Source organism: Streptomyces maremycinicus (assembly GCF_001184025.1).
In the GTDB taxonomy this organism is placed as follows: Bacteria; Actinomycetota; Actinomycetes; order Streptomycetales; family Streptomycetaceae; genus Streptomyces; species Streptomyces maremycinicus.
Map to the genome: position 1 here is coordinate 43,327 of NZ_BBYG01000020.1, position 15,058 is coordinate 58,384.

At 71.5% G+C, this 15,058-nt stretch carries 5 protein-coding genes; 1 reads left to right on the forward strand and 4 read right to left on the reverse strand.

What is annotated here, in order from left to right; translation table 11 throughout:
• Window positions 1-34: 34 nt before the first annotated feature.
• The 4 genes from AOQ37_RS30720 to AOQ37_RS30735 form a co-directional block, all read right to left on the reverse strand.
• Window positions 35-6,553, reverse strand: coding sequence for an RHS repeat domain-containing protein (locus tag AOQ37_RS30720; RefSeq protein ID WP_234437056.1), 6,519 nt, complete (start codon window positions 6,551-6,553; stop codon window positions 35-37).
• 96 nt (window positions 6,554-6,649) lie between these two features.
• Window positions 6,650-10,267, reverse strand: coding sequence for a laminin G domain-containing protein (locus AOQ37_RS30725; protein ID WP_062649518.1), 3,618 nt, complete (start codon window positions 10,265-10,267; stop codon window positions 6,650-6,652).
• A gap of 384 nt (window positions 10,268-10,651) precedes the next feature.
• Entirely contained in the window at window positions 10,652-10,843 is a 192-nt protein-coding gene (locus tag AOQ37_RS30730; RefSeq protein WP_062649118.1) for a hypothetical protein, read from the reverse strand.
• A gap of 19 nt (window positions 10,844-10,862) precedes the next feature.
• Window positions 10,863-12,998 carry a bifunctional glycosyltransferase 87/phosphatase PAP2 family protein gene (locus AOQ37_RS30735; RefSeq protein WP_078890428.1) on the reverse strand — a complete coding sequence of 712 codons (2,136 nt, stop codon included), beginning with the start codon at window positions 12,996-12,998 and terminating at the stop codon, window positions 10,863-10,865.
• Between the two features lie 321 nt (window positions 12,999-13,319).
• On the opposite strand from AOQ37_RS30735, the gene AOQ37_RS42030 reads away from it, so the two are divergent.
• On the forward strand, window positions 13,320-15,029 hold the full coding sequence (locus tag AOQ37_RS42030) for a DUF2330 domain-containing protein (RefSeq protein ID WP_062649120.1): 1,710 nt from the start codon (window positions 13,320-13,322) through the stop codon (window positions 15,027-15,029).
• Window positions 15,030-15,058: the final 29 nt, after the last annotated feature.

Consider the following 15,058-nt stretch of genomic DNA (forward strand, 5'->3'; position numbering starts at 1 on the left):
CGGATCGGACGGCTGTCACGGGGACGGACGGTTCCTAACGGCCGGGCTTCGGCATCGGCACCGTCTCGGTCCACCGGAACGTCATCGACAACGGCTTCTGGCCGCCGGGGAAGACCGAGCGGGCGGCGTTGGAGATGCCTGACGCCATCGGGTCCTTCGCTCCGTTCTCGTACCCCTCCTTCGACACGCCCCGGGTCAGTGACTCGACGGTCATCTTCTGGGTGATCTCGAACTGCACCGTCCCGCGCTGGTTCAGTCTGTTGTAGCCGGTGACGGTCGCCTTCATGTTGAAGGAGCCGAGTACGGCGCGGGTGGCACCGGCCGCCGTCTCCGGGTCGTTGTCACCGGCGAGCTGCATCAGGGCGTCGGACACCTCGCCCACCATCATTCCCTTGAGGGGGAGATCGTTCATGGCCGCGCCGTACTTGGTCTTGTAGTCGAGGCCCTTGATGGTCTGCCCGATCTTCGTGTTCTTGCGGTGCGACAGGAACGTGCGCACGACCTGCATCCAGATGTGGTCCTGGACGGCCTGGGTCATCTTGTCGTTCTCGTCGAAGTAGTAGGCGGACGGAGTGACGCCCATGAACCACATGGCCGTGAGCTGGGTGGCGTTCGGGTTGAGGATGACCTCCGGGTTGAGGACCAGCTGCTCGCGGTAGGCCGCCGCGGCCCGTCGGCCCAGCTCGTCCTGTCGCGACCAGGTGTCGCCGCCGGCCGTGCCGCAGTTGCTGTTGCACGGGTGGGGCGTCTGCGGCTTCGAATAGTCGACGGCTTCGTTGGGGCGGCCGTTGCCGGGGGTGCCGTCCGGGCGGGTCGGGCAGGCGGCGTCGTCGCCGTGGCCGCCGCAGGCGAGGCCCAGGCCGGTGGGGTCGCTGTGGGTGAGCGGGTTCTGTACCGCGTACGAGTAGCCGTTGAGGGTCTGGAGCTTGTCGGCCTCCAGGAGCGGGTCGACGCTGATGAACTGGCCGATGGACGCGTCGTACTCACGGGCCCCGATGTGCGTCAGGCCCGAGGTGGCGTCCCGTGTCTTGCCCAGGAAACCCTTGTCGTCCGGCCAGGGCCCGTTCAGCGTCGTACCGCGGTCGGCGCCGAACGGGGTGGTGTAGCGCTTGGTGAAGGTCTGACCGGCGTCCGGGTTGAGCGCCAGGGTCGAGGTCCGGTGCTGGTCGGCCGTGAGGTAGGTGAGCTTGTCGGCGCCCGACTGGTTGGAGCGGAGGGCGACCGTCAGGTCCTCGGCACCGTAGTAACGCTGCGCCCAGGTGGTGCCGTTGGCGCGGAGGTGGAGTTCGGTGGCGCCGGTGTACAGGACGCGCTCGCCGTTCTGGGTGCTGCGGATCAGCAGGGTGCCGTCCGTCGTGTAGAGGTAGTCGGTCGCCACTCCCCCTTCGGTGAGCCGGCTCAGCTTGCCGTCGGGTGACCACTCCAGGGTCTGGGTTCCGCTCGTGCCGGGGCGGTGCCAGGTGTTGCCGGACTTGTCGTAGTCGTAGACACGCTCCGGGGCGGCGCAGTCGGTCTTGGTCGTGGTGCCGGTCAGGACGTGTTTCTGCGTGGTGGCGGTGTAGCAGTACGTCGTCTTCGTGTCGCCGGTGCTCTTGTGGACCGTCTCGCCGGTCCGCTGGCCGGCGTCGTTGTAGGAGTAGGTCGACCAGTACGGGGCCGGGCCCGACAGGCTCGACGCGCTCTTCGTGTCGGCGCACTTCTGCGAGGCGGGCGTCCAGGCCTCGGTCAGGCGCTGGTGGCCGTCGTAGGCGAAGCACTGGGTCTCCGCGGAACCGTTGCCGCCCAGGAGGGTCGGGTCGCCGATCGCGGTGACGTTGCCGGTCTGGTCGTAGGTGTACTCGAGGTCGCGGAGCATGTAGCCGTGCGTCTGGTCCGTGACGTTGCTGCGGGTCAGCCGGCCGGTGCCCTCCTCGTAGGTGTTGTTCACGTAGAAGCTCTTGGCGCCGGTGCCGCCGGTGCCCAGGGTCAGCTGCTGGGGCTGGGCCTGCGCCGAGTAGTCCACGGCCAGGAGATAGCCGGTCGCGCCGCCGACGGAGGTCACGTCGCCCACGTCGTCGTACCCGTAGTCGACGATCTCGGACGACAGGCCGCCCACGGCGGGCTCGCGGCTGAACTTCTTGCTGCCGTCGGTGTTGAAACCGGTCTCGTACGCGAGTGTGGCGGGTGCCCCGGCCTTGACGAACGGGTCGGTGGCCGGCAGCTGGAGCTCGGTCCCGGTGGGGCGGTCGAGGCTGTCGTAGGCGGTGACGGCCTGTGTGTAGGCCGCGCCCGCCTTGCCGTCGACGTAGCGGGTGGAGGAGGTGAGCCGGCCCTTGAGGACGCTGTCGTAGGCGAAGCCGGTGAGCTGGTTGGCGTCCGTCTTGGAGGTCTTCCAGGTACCGGTGGTCCGGCCAAGGACGTCGTAGGCGGTCAGGACGGCCGTGCCGCGCGCGTCGGTGGTCCTGACCGGCCGGTCGAGGGCGTCGAACTCGGTGAGCGTCACGCCCTTGTCCGGGTCGGTGCTGATGCCCTCACGGCCGAACAGGTCGTACACGTACGACCACTTGGCGCCGTCGGGGCCGGTGATCGTCAGCTTCTTGCCGTCCGGGGCGAAGTCCGTCTTCATGGACGTGTACGAGGCGCCGGCGCTGCCGCCGTAGGCGGCGTCGGCCGGGCTGGTGCTCGCGTACTCGCGGGTCTCCGTCGTCTGGCCGCGGACGTCGGTGATCGTGCGCTGCGCCGAACCGCCCTCCAGGGCCGTGGTCGCGACCGAGTCGCCGGTGTAGCTGGTGCTGGTGGACCACTTCTTGACGCCGTAGGTGTACAGGGTGCTGGTCGTCGCGCGGCCCGCCCCGTCGAACACCGTCCCCGTCTGCTGGGGCGCCTCGCCGTACTCGGCCCGCGTGTACGTGCCGTTGGGCGTGCTGGTGGTGTCGAAGATGTCGGCGTACGCCTCGTAGGCCAGGCCTCGCGTGTCGTAGCGGGTGTCGGTCAGCAGCCGGCCGCCCTCGGGGGTGGGCGACTGGGTCTGGAGGGGGCGCAGGAGAGCGTCGTAGATCGTGTAGGTGGTCTTGTAGGTCTCGCCGTCCTTCTTCAGCGTCGAGGTCGACACCCAGGACGGCTTGGTGTTGTCCGAGTGGTAGGCGTACTTCTGGTTGGGGCTCTGGCTGCCGCTCGTCCGGTTCGGCAGCCACACGTCGGTGAGCCTGCCGAGGGCGTCGTAGGCCATCTCGGTCTTCTTGAGATTCACGTCGTAGGTGCGCAGCGGCACCGCGCGACGCGGGTCCAGGAAGGTGACCGTGGTGTACGTCTTGGCGTTCGTGCTGATCGTCTTGGTCAGCGGCCCGGCGTCGACGGGGGTGTAGGCGGTGCTGGTGGGGTTCCCCACCGCGTCGGTGACCTTGAGGGTGCGTCCCAGGGTGTCGTACGTCGTGGTGGTCGCCGTCTGCCAGCCGGACGGGAGCCGGTCGCCGGCCGCGTCGGCGGTGGCGGCGTAGCCGGTGGGGCGGCCGGTCCAGGTCGCCAGGCCCTTCGTGGGCTTCTGTGTCGCGGACCAGGTGGTGGCGTTGGCGGTGTCGTAGACGGTGCCGACGTCGGCGAGGACGCTGCCCCGCTCGGGCGCGGCCGGCTTCATCGTCGCGGGCAGGGCGAGCGAGGCGTCCGCGGTCGCGCAGCCGCGGGCGACGGTGCGGGTGCGGGAGGTCAGGCCGGTGAGGCCGAGGTCGGTGTTGCGGGCGTACCAGGTGCGGGTGCAGGTCTCGTCCGAGGCCTTGCCGACCTGCCCGGAGTCGTCGACCGTGACGGGCATGCCGTAGCTGTCGTAGGAGGTGTTCGTCAGGCGCTCGCGCCAGGTCTGCGAGGCGGTGAGGTAGGTGTAGCTGTGTGCCTTCTGCGGGCGGACGTAGCGGGCGACGTGGTCGCCTGCTCCGGGCACGCTCTGCCGGGCGGTCTCCTGCGACCAGGGGTCGTTGACCGTCGCCGAGACCGCCGTGGACCCGTCGTACGTGACCTGTTCGCGCAGCTGACCCGCGTACTGCTCGCTGTCGGTGAGGGCGGCGGCCCCGAGGGCGGGGGACGGCAGGGGGGCGACGGAGACGGACTTGGCGGTGCCGTCGCTCTTCTCGTCGCCGTCCATGCCCTGGAGGTAGAGGGAGACCGTCCGGGAGCGTGTCACGCCCGTCGCGCCGGTCCACGCGGTCACCTGGGCGTAGCCGCGCCACTGCGACCAGGTCCGCTCGGCCTTCGGGGCGAACGGGTCGTCGTCGTAGTGCCAGGCGGCACCGCCGTAGGAGTAGGCGTGCTCGACGGCCTCGTTGTTGCCGGTCGGGTCGGAGACGCCGACCGCCAGCACCCGGTACTTCTGGAACCAGTCGATCGAGGCGTCCTCACCGCCGTTGATGTGCCAGAACTGCGGGTAGCAGGAACGGGTGTTGGTGTCCGGGGCGGCGCCCAGCACCTGGCTGCGCACGCACTCCGCCGCCGACAGCGTCACGGAGGTGATGGCGCCGGTCTCGGAGACGACGGTGGAGATGCGCGGGCGGGTCAGGGGCAGGATGTCGTCGGTGCCGTCGACGCGGTTCGGCCGCATCTGGTAGGTGAAGGAGACCGGGTCCATCGCGATGGCGGTGCCCGCCTCAGCGGTCCGCCTGAGCGACTTCAGGGTGAGCACCTGGTCGGAGCTGTCACCGATGTCACCGCCGTCGAGGTACTGCTCGACCAGGTCCCAGGAGTCCACCGCGTCGTACTCGGTGGAGGTGGCGTCGTAGGAGAAGGTGTCGATCCCGGTGAGCCGCTTGCGGGAGAAGAAGGCGGGGCCGACCGCCTTGCAGTCGTCGTCGTCCTTGGCGCAGACCGCGTCGAACGGCACGTCCGGCCAGTTGTCGGCGGTGTCCTTGGTCAGCGAGGAGCAGTCCGAGGCGGTGCAGCGCTCGGCGTAGCCGAAGGTGACCTTGGCGTCCGCCTTGTCGGTGAACAGGGCGCCCTCGCGCAGCCCGTACTCGATCCGGTTCAGGTAACTCCCGCGCGTGTAGGCGGCGTCGGCCGTCTCGGCCTTGTTCTTCTTGTAGTAGTTCGATTCCTTCGTGTACCAGTAGGTGGCCGCGTTGTCCCGCAGGTCCTCGACGTAGTCGAGGTTCCACCGCCAGGCCTGGGTGAGGGAGCGGTCGGCGAAGGCGTCACCCGCCGAGTAGCCCGGCTCGCCGGAGTCGTCGCCGAACACGGGCACCGTGGCCACGGAGTTGGTGCGCTGGGTGTCCGCGCCGTCCAGTTTGTTCAGGCCGAACACGTACTTCGTGCCGTCACCGGTGACGACGGTCCAGTACTCGCCGTTGTCGTCGCCGTTGTCGGCGCCGGTGGACCGGGTCACCTTCGACGCGTCGTCGCCCTCCAGCCGCCACTGGCCGTCGTCGTCCTTGACCAGCCGGGTCGACCTGCCGTTCAGCACGAGACGCGCGTTGTCGTACTTCCAGCAGAGGTCCGAGATGTCCTCGTGGCCGTCCTCGTCGCAGGAACCGTAGGTGCGCTCGATGTAGGACTCGGTGAGCGAGAAGCCCTCACCGACCGACGTGCCCTGGTTGTTGGACGTGGCGGTGCGGCCGTCGACGCTGCCCGAGTCGTACGACAGGGACAGGGGCGGCAGCGGGCCCGCCGCCGCGGGCGGCAGCGTGAAGTCGTAGGACCAGGTGAACGACCCCGAACTGGCGCCCGCCTCCCAGGACGAGGACTCCGAGAGCGGGGTGGCCGAGTAGTCGCCGGTGCCCTTGGGCGACTGTCCGGACCCGGCCGCGGCTGCGGTGACGGCCAGCACGGTGGCGGCCGGGGCGGCGCCGCCCGCGGCCTTCGTGAGCCGGGTCGTCGTGCCGTCCGTGGCCTCGGCGATGCCCACCTTCGCCGAGACGGACTGCCGCGCGGGGTCGTTGTCGGAGGCGAGCGGACGCTGGGTGCGGCACTCGCTCTTCCGCGGGGTCGTCAGGGCGCACGCGGGAAGCTCCACCAGGCGCAGCCGCTGGGACCAGCCGCCGCCCAGGGCCGAGGAGAAACCGCTGTAGTCCACGCTCACTTCGGCCTTGCCCGCGGTGTCCGCCGCGGCGGTCAGCAGGACCCCCGTGACGCCGGCCGCGCGGGCGGCCTTCTGGTCCAGCACGGTGACGCGCGCCGTGCCGGCGGCCGCGGCCCTGTCCCCGGCCGGGGGCGCCACCGTGACCGGGACTCCGCCCGGTTCGGCCTTGCCGGTCTTGCCGCCCGCGAGGGCGAGTGTCGCCGCGCCCTGTCCGGGCCAGGCCGCCTGCCGCTCCGTACGGGCCCGTTCGGCCTGGGCCTTGTTGGCCTTGTTCTCCCGGGCGACCCGTTGCCGGGCTTCCTTCGCGCCGGGGCCGTCGACCGTCTCGACCTTGCTGACCCGGGACTTGGGCACGTCGGGCCGCCCCAGGCCGGAGGTCTCCGCGGCCTGGGCCAGCTGTGCCGCGCCCAGTGGTGCGACGAGCGCCAGGGCCAGCGACTGCACCAGCAGCCGGCCGGCTCGGTGCCGTCCGGCGGCACTCCCTCGCCAGATTGAGGTGCCCCTGCCAAAGATCATGGTTGTCTTCCCCCGGTCCTGTGCGGTGGTGTGGAGAGAGGCGCGAAGACGACGGGGCAGGGCAGCCCGCCGAGCGAACCGCCCTGCCCCGCCTCGTCAGTCGCCCACGGTTTCCTCGATCTGGTCGGATCCGGCCATCGCGCCCGCCCACAGGCGCACGTCCGCGACGCGTCCGGGCAGGTAGTGCCCCCACGCGGCGGCGGCGAAGTCCTTGCCGACCGCGAAGTCGCCCGAGCCGATCCGGGCCGTGAACACCTGGTCGTCGCCGTTCTGGACGGCTCCCAGGTAGAGGCCGATCGTGCCGTCCTGGGCGTTGAAGACGCCGGTCATCCTGACCGTGCCGTCCACCGTGGCGGCCTCCTCCGAGGCCACGGCGCTGAAGGTGCCGTCGGCGTTGAGCCGGCCGAAGCGCCAGAAGCCCACCGGAACGGTCTTCTCCTCCAGGGTCTCCTCGTCCAGCACGGTCTGCTTGTCCGTCAGCTCGTACCAGAAGCCCCAGGCCGATCCGTCGGCCGTCCGCTGCCCCACCACCTGACCGGTGTAGCCGACGCTCTTGGCGGCGAGCGCGGGGGCGTCCAGGGACGCCAGCGCGGTGACCGTGAACGACCCGGTGTCGTCCACCACCGGACCGGCCGTGGTGGCCGCGTCGTCCACCCCGTCCAGGACGATCGACTCGCCGTTCAGCGAGGCACCGCCGCCGAGGGTCAGCGACCGGCCGTAGCCCGAGGTGGTGTCCGCGATCGTGGTCCCGGATCCCCGGTCGGCCGACCAGTCGGCGACCAACTCCACACCGGCGTACCCCTGCGAGGTCAGCGCCCGGGCGTCGTCCTCGATCTCCTCGGAGGACAGGGCCCGCTGCCACGCCATGGGTTCGTCGACGCTGCCCTTGAAGTAGTCCACGTAGGTGTCCGCGTACAGCAGGCGGCCGATCTGGAACGCGCCGTCCGCGTGCCAGGCGGGCCCCGCGTCGACCGATGCCTGGAGCTTGCCGTTCACGTAGAGGTGGACCTTCTTGGCGACGGCGTCATGGACACCGGCCACATAGGTCCACACGCCCTTGGGCGAGGTGGTGGGCGCGGCCGCCTCGTGGAAGGAGCCGTCCGTGCCCAGCACGCGCATGCTCCACTTGGTGCCGTAGGAGATGATGAACGGGCTGTACTTCGCGGTGAACGGGCTCGTCGCCGTGGACTGGCTGAGGACCGTGACGGTCTTCGTGGAGGCCGGGTCCACCCGTACCCAGGCGGCGACCGTGTACGACCCGGCCGTGTCCAGCACCGTGCCGGACGTGGCCGCGTAGCCGGTGGTGCCGTCTAGGGCCAGCCCCTTGTCCGTCACCGGCGTCGCCAGCGGCACGCCGGCGGCGTCCCGCGTGATCAGCCCGCGCCGGCCGCGGTCGTCGCGGACCGCGCCACCGCCGAGGGTCGCGTTGTCCGCGCCGTCCCAGGTCGCGGAGTCCACCGCTGCCCCGTCGGTCTCGCCGAACTGCCACTGGCCGACCGGCTTCTCACCGTCGGCGACCAGGAAGTCGACGACCGACTGGGCGCCGTAGCGGCCGATGCCGTCCTTGGCCCGCACGTACAGGCGGTACGTGCCCGCCTTCGTGGGCGTGATGCCGACCGACACGGAAGCACCGGTCTGGTCCTTCGACCACGCGGCCGTCGAGGAGAGCTTGTACTGGTAGGCGACGTTGGTGTCGCCGGTGGCGGGCCCGAACTTGAACGTGCCCTTCACCGCGGGACCGCCGTGAGCGGTGCAGTCGTTGGTCGTGCAGGACGTGTAGGGGCTCCCGACCGTGATGGCGGGTGCCTTGGGCGCGCTGGAGTCCACCTTGAAGTAGCACCAGCCGGTGGTGGAGGCGTTGGACGCGCCGGACAGATAGCTGGCGCCCCCGTTGTAGTACGACCGCGCCCAGGCCCGGTACCGGTAGAGGGTGCCGTCCGTGAGGGTGGACCAGGTCAGCGTCACCTTGGCGTTGTCGCCGACGTAACCGGTGGAGGGCCGGGCGTCGCCGTTGCCCGGCGCGGTGTCCACCCAGGTGCTGCCGCTCTTGCTGTCGAGGTCGTAGGCGATCCGCAGCTGGGCGTCCTTCTCACCGCCGGCCTTGGTCTGCGCGGTCGCGGCCAGCGCCGGGGTGGGGTCGGAGACGACCGCGGGGTCGCTCTCGGTGGTCTCGCAGACCGTGCCGGAGCCGGTGACGAGGCCGATGCCGCTCGGCTTGTCGGGCAGGCCGACGAAGTTCACGGCGAGCACGGCGTCGTTCTTGAACCGCTTCCACGCCGACGGGTCCGACTCGTCGTGCGCCTTGATCTCCAGCGTCAGCCGGGAGAACTTGCCCGCCGCGAAGCTCGACACCGTGGAGGTGAGGTTCTCGTTCGTCTCCTCCGGGTTGTCGTTGAACTCGATCGGCGCGTCCGGCGCATCCGGGTCGCACAACGACCCACGCCCCGCGGACACGTTCCGGTCCACCATCAGGTCCAGCTCCGCCGGCCGCGAGGACCACGTCGTCGCCGAGGAGATGTTGTTCGTACGGACCAGATCCACCCAGCGCGGATCACACTGAAACGCCCAGGGCTCCGTCACCCGGAACGTGGCGTCCAGGACCTTCTTGCCCTTCAGACTCGCCGGGGAGAACTCGAAGTACAGCTTCTGCACATACCCCGGACCGCAGTAATAGCCGTTCCACGTACCGCACTTGCCCGCGCCCTTGCCCTGATCGTCATCACCGTTGCTCCACCCGTACGACTCGTAGCCGTCACTGCGCAGCAGCGTGCGCTCCGACTCGCCCCAGGTCACCGTCGGATCGATGAACAGCGGAAAGGCCGAGGCCTCGGACGTGGTGAGCATCGCCGTGTCCGGGACCACCGACAGCGAATCCTTCGTGACCGCCACGTCCATCCTCGCGACCTTGTCACCCTGACCCGGCTCCACCCCCGAACCCGACGGAGCCACCTCGGCAGGATCGGAGGTCGCGACCGGCTCCTCACCTCCCACCCCCGCCCGCAGCAACTGGGGCCGGGCCCCGGAAGTCCCGGCCCCGCCGGCCGCCTCCCCCGCCGAATCCCACATCCGCGCCGGCGGCGCCTTGAACACCGTACGGCCGCTGCCGTCCACGGCCGTGAGATTTCCTGCCGCACCCTCACGAACGTCCAGCCCCCGCGTCCTCAGACCGAAGGTGAGCTTGTTCAGCTCCTCGTTCGCCGCGGCCTCCGGCGTCTTGACGACGAACACCGGCTGGAAACTCTCCGGCGTCGCCGTCACCTGAAGGTCGACACCCGGAAGAACCTCGGCGTACACGGCATTCGTGCCGTCGAGTCGGGGAGCGGGCAGCTTCCCGGGCCAGTGAAGTTCCAGGGAATTCCCCTGCTCCTCGATCCGGGCCAGGGCCGCCTTTTCCCCTCCGCCCGAGAACGCGATCGACACGGCCGCCGCCCTGGGACCGACCGAACCGTCGGAACGCTTCTCCAGAGTCGCGTCCGGCGCCTGCCAGCCACCCCCCGGCTTCGCCACCCGCACCGGAACGACCGACTGCTCCAACGTGAACGTGAAACCGTCGGGATTGGCGAAGACCGTGGTCCGGTCCGTCCGCTCCCCCGCCACCTCCACCCGCTCGCCGGAGGCCTTCGCCTGCGCCAGCGCCCGCTGGCCCTCCGTCGAAGGCGCGGAATCCGCCTCCGGGAAAGCGGCCGCGGCCTGCTGCGCGGGCAGCGCCAGCATGCTCAGCAGCACGGCCACCGCGGCCGTCGTCGCTCCCGTTGCCCTGCGTCCGCCGCGTCTGCGACGTCCGGACGTGCCTGAACCACCCCGTGCCGACAGCACTGAACTCCGCCCCCCAGAGTCAGAGAATCCCGAAAAAGTAATCGCATTCAAACCCTCCCCTCACCCAGCGTCAAGGATCTATCGCTTTGCGCAATGGCCATTTGACACACCAAATCCGGTCAACTGCCGTGCGGGAAAAGTACTTTCTTCCAGACAACGTCCGCACAGAGCGCGCGACGAAAGCGGGACGAAAGAAAAGAGAATGACGAAAGAAAGCGGAAAGGAAGAGGGAAAGAGGGGCTGAGGGAGAGGTGAAAAGGAGGGCGAAAGGGGCGGCGCCCGCTAGTTGATGGTCATCACCACGTACAGGCCCGCGACGACCGCGAGCACGCACACGACCGCCAGAACCACCAGCACGAGGCCGATCAGACCCGTCGCGCCGGCGATCGCCGTCCACCCGGCCCGTTCCGCGCGCTCGGCCCGCCGGACCGCGTCGCGGTAGTCACTGTCGTCGTTCCAGTCGTGATCAGTCATGATTCCCCCTGACCGGAGCCTACCGGCCGCCTTGTCCCGCCCCCTGGCCCGACCGACTCGGTGCCGGGTTCTTCTCCGTGCCCGCGGGCCCGGCGGATTCGGTGGACCTGACGGCGTCCGCCGCCTCCGCCGTCGTCGTCCCGGCCCGTGCCGTCGCCCGCGCCGTCGCGAGCCGCGCCCGGGGGCCCATGAACAGGTACGACAGCCCGAAGCCGCCGCCGACCACGACGGCGCCGCCGACCGCGTCCAGCACCCAGTGGTTGCCCGTCGCGACGATCGCCGACACCGTGAAGAACGGGTGGAGCAGGCCCAGCGCCTTCATCCACCACTTCGGGGCGACGATCGCGATGACCAGCCCGCACCACAGGGACCAGCCGAAGTGCAGGGACGGCATCGCCGCGTACTGGTTCGTCAGCGCCGTCAGCGTCCCGTAGTCCGGCTTGGTGAAGTCCTGGACACCGTGGACCGTGTCGATGACACCCAGGTCCGGCATCAGGCGGGGCGGGGCCAGCGGGTAGAGCCAGAAACCGACCAGCGCCAGCAGCGTCGCGAAGCCGAGGGAGGCACGGGCCCAGCGGTAGTCGACCGGGCGGCGCCAGTACAGAAGTGCGAGGACTGACAGCGGCACCACGAAGTGGAAGGACTCGTAGTAGAAGTCGAAGAAGTCCCGCAGCCACCCGACCTTCACCACCGCGTGGTTGGCCCAGTGTTCGATGTCGATGTGCAGGAACCGCTCGATGTCGAGGATCTGCCGGCCGTGGGCCTCCGCGCGGGCCCGGCCGCCGGAGTTCGTGCCGCCGGTCGCCGCCAGCCGGACCTGCTGGTAGGCCGCGTACGTCACCCGGATGAGCAGCAGTTCGAGAAGGAGGTTGGGGCGGGTCAGGACCCGCTTCAGGAAGGGCAGCAGCGGTACCCGCTTCCAGCGGGTGGGGACCGGCCGCGCGTACTCCGTGGGGACGGGTGTCCGGTAGTACGGGGACGTGCGCGGCAGGAACGGCAGGACCGTGGCCGCCGCGATCGCCGCCAGCAGCACCGCGTTGTCGCGCAGCGGGTACAGGGCCGCCATGTTCGGCAGCATCATCTTCGCCGGGAGGGTCATCACCAGGATCACCGCCACCGGCCACACATAGCGGTCCGAGGCGCGCTTGCCGACCCGTCCCACCACCGCGGGCAGGACCCACAGCAGCTGGTGCTGCCAGGTCGTGGGCGACACGACGATCGCCGCGCAGCCCGTGAGGGCCACCGCCAGCAGCAGCTGGCCGTCGCGGGCGTAGCGGACCGCCCGGCGGACGCCCAGCACGGCGACGGCCGCGCCGAGCGACAGGAACAAGCCGATCTCCAGCGGTCCGGAGAGGCCCAGGCGCAGCAGTGCGCCGTGCAGGGACTGGTTGGCGAGCGCGTCCGCCTCGCCGCCGAGCCCGACCCCCGCCATGTGGTGCACCCAGTAGGTGTACGAGTCGTGCGGCATCGCCGCCCAGGCGAGCGCGGTGACCGCGGCGAACGAGGCGCCGGTGGCGGCCGCGGCGCGGCGGCGGCCGGTGCACCACAGCAGCGCGGCGAAGAGCAGGACCGTGGGCTGGAGGGCCGCCGCCAGGCCGATCAGGGCGCCGGCCACCCGCCAGTCCCGTGCGACGAAGCAGCCGAGCAGGACCAGCAGCACCGGGATGATGCTGGTCTGGCCGAGCCAGAGGGTGTTGCGCACCGGCAGCGACAGCATCAGCAGGCTGATCGCGACGGGCGCGGCGAGCAGGGCCGTCCGTCTGCTGACCGGCTGGGGCAGCGCACGCGCCATGATCAGGCCGAGGGCGGCGACCAGCAGCAGGGTGCCGAAGGTCCAGCCCCAGCCCAGGGCCTGTTCGGCCGCCCGGGTGAGGGGCTTGAGGACGAGCCCGCCGAAGGGGGTGCCCGTGAAGCGGGTGGAGTCGTAGAGCGAACCGTTGACGTGCAGCACGCCGTCCGGTCCGACCCAGGTCTCCAGGTCGGTCAGCCGTTCTCCGCGCGGGGTGCCGAGGACGACGGCCACCTGGCGCACGGCGAGGACCGCCGCGACCAGCCAGAGCCCGAGGCGGGCCGCGCGCAGCCGTGCCCTCGTCGTGTCGGCCGCCGTCGCCCCGAGGGCCTCCGCCGGCCGCCCGCTGTGCTCCGCATTCGCCACGCCTCGTCGGCCTCCCGCCGCGTCTGTCCCACGTCCCGTGCGCGAAGAGTTTCCTCTCGCACCCTATGAGGCTCGCACCGCCCCAGGACAGAGACGCAGGCCATCCCCACTTCACCTGACGTCCGCTCTCCTTTTGTCCGGAAGACGATAGTCCTCCCGGGACCCCGTCGTTCCCACGGACCGCCATGCGGGACGGTCAGGAGCCGGTCGGGGGGCGGGAATTGGATCAGGCCGCGAACGGATCGGGGGCTTCGGACGTACCGTCGTTGCCACCACAATGCGCGCTGGCGGGTACGGAGAGTGCGGGAGGGGTTACGAGGCATGGTGGGTTTCCTGCGGGGACGGCGGACGCGGCGGACGCGGTTACGCGGCCGGGTCACGGCCGTGCTGCTGGCGCTGCTGGCGATCCAGCTCGGTTCGCTCGTCGCGCCGGCCTACGCCTGCGGGTGCGGCGCGCTGATCCCCGGTGACCAGCGGCAGGTCGTGGTCGGCCGGGAGGTCTCCGCCGTGCGCTGGGACGGCGCGCGGGAACAGATCGTGATGCGGCTGACGGTGGACGGGGACGCCGAGCGGGCCGCCTGGATCATGCCGGTGCCGCACCGGGCGACGGTCGGCCTCGGCGATCCGGAGCTGTTCGACCAGCTCGCCGCGGCCACGGCCCCCGTGCACCGCACCCGGCACCACTTCTGGCCACAGGACGGCGACTGGCCGCTGACCACCGGTGGCGACACGGTGGGCCCGCCGCCGCCCGGGGCAGGACCCCGTGTCGGCGTGATCGGCCGCGAGCGTCTCGGCCCGTTCGACGTGGCCCGGCTCACCGCCACCGACCCGGCCGCGCTCGACGCCTGGCTGCGCTCCCACGACTTCGCCCTCCCCGGCCGCCTGGAGACCGCGCTCCAGCCGTACGTCGACCGGCGCTGGGAGTACGTGGCGGTCCGGCTGGCGCCGGAGACCGCCGGGTCCGCGCTGCGCGGCGAACTCGAGCCGCTGCATCTCACCTTCGCCACCACCGGCCTCGTCTATCCGATGCGGCTGTCCCGGTTGGCGGCCACCCCGCAGTCGCTCGGCCTGTACGTCCTCGCCGCACACCGCATGGAACCGGCCTCGCGGATCGGCGGCGAGCGGCCCCGGGTGACGTACGCCGGGCCGCTCGGCAGGGCGACCGGCCCGCTGGCCGCGCTGGCGAAGGGCACGCCGTACCTGACGGCCGTCGCCCAGGAGTTCCCGCGGCCCTCGGAGATCTCCGGGGACCACGAGCTGCGCCGGGCGGCCACGGACGCCGCGTACCGGCAGGTGGTCTACGAGGACCGGCTGCTCGCGCTCGCCGGGATCCCGGTGTGGCTGCTGACGGTCGTCGGCGGGCTGGCCGTGCTGAACACGGTCGCGGTCGTGCTGGGGGTCCGCTGGGGCCGGGCCCGCCGGGCGCCCCTCCCCAGCCCCCGCCATGCCTCGGGCCTCCAGCCGGCCACCCCTGCCGGGACGGCCCCCTCCGCACCGACCACGCCCATCTGGCCGGCCGCGCCGACCGCACCGACCGCACCGACCGCACCGGCCACGCTCTTCGGGCCGACCGCACCGCCCGCGTCCTTCAGGCCGACCGCACCGCCCGCGTCCTTCAGGCCGACCGCACCGCCCGCGTCCTTCAGGCCGACCGCACCGCCCGCGTCCTTCAGGCCGACCGCACCGCCCGCGTCCTTCGGGCCGACCGCACCGCCCGCACCGACCACACCGGCCGCGCCAGCCGCACCTGGTGCGCCACCGCCCGTGGCCCCGCGGCCGCCGTCCTCGCGCCCCGCGCCCCCTCGGCCGCCGCGGCCGCCCGAGCCGGCGGCGCCTCCCAGCACATCCCCCACTTCCGCCCCTGCCCCCACTTCCGCCCCCGCGCCCGCTCCCGTTCCGCCGAAGCCGACCGCGCCGCCCGCACAGCCCCCGTCCCCTTCCGTGCGCTCCACGCGCCCCACTCCGCCCGCGCCCCCTGCGGAGCCCTCCGCTTCGCTCCCTCCCGCCGGGCCCCCTGCGCCGAACGGCTGAAAGCCCCGGCCGGGGAACCGGGGGGCTCG

Coding starts and splice junctions, on each gene's coding strand:
- AOQ37_RS30725 (WP_062649518.1), bottom strand. CDS start 10,267: ATGCTGGCGCTGCCCGCGCAGCAGGCCGCGGCCGCTTTCCCGGAGGCG.
- AOQ37_RS30720 (WP_234437056.1), bottom strand. CDS start 6,553: ATGATCTTTGGCAGGGGCACCTCAATCTGGCGAGGGAGTGCCGCCGGA.
- AOQ37_RS30730 (WP_062649118.1), bottom strand. CDS start 10,843: ATGACTGATCACGACTGGAACGACGACAGTGACTACCGCGACGCGGTC.
- AOQ37_RS42030 (WP_062649120.1), top strand. CDS start 13,320: ATGGTGGGTTTCCTGCGGGGACGGCGGACGCGGCGGACGCGGTTACGC.